Raw genomic sequence first — 406 nt, 5'->3', positions numbered from 1 at the left:
GGCCTCGGCACGCTCACGGCGGGCGCCGTCATGACGCCGCGCGTCGACGTCGTCGCCGTCGCGGCCGGCGAGCCCGCCGAACGGGTCCTCACCGCCGCCCGCCGCACCGGCCTCTCGCGCTTCCCCGCGCACCGGGGCGACGGGCTCGACGAGGTGTGCGGCACCGTGCACGTGAAGGACGTCCTGGCGCTCCCGGCCGCCGCGCGCGCGACGACACCGGTGCGTGCCCTGCTCGCGGCGCCCGTCCTCGTCCCCGCGACCCTGCCCGTCGACCAACTGCTCGACCGGCTCAGCGGTGCCGCCTCGATGGCCGTCGTGATCGACGAGTACGGCGGCACGGCCGGCGTCGTGACCCTGGAGGACGTCGTCGAGGAGGTCGTCGGCGAGGTGCGCGACGAGCACGACG

Annotated in this window: 1 protein-coding gene; it reads left to right on the top strand. The window is 77.1% G+C overall.

Annotated features, from left to right (window positions below):
* The coding region (locus G3I42_RS05295) for a CBS domain-containing protein (protein ID WP_164282817.1) at positions 1–406 on the top strand (406 nt) is incomplete at both ends.

Origin of the sequence: Streptomyces sp. SID11385, assembly GCF_010548245.1 — a bacterium.
Lineage (GTDB): Bacteria > Actinomycetota > Actinomycetes > Streptomycetales > Streptomycetaceae > Streptomyces.
The sequence above is the reverse complement of the archived record's forward strand: the minus strand, read 5'-3'. Positions and strand labels throughout refer to the sequence as shown.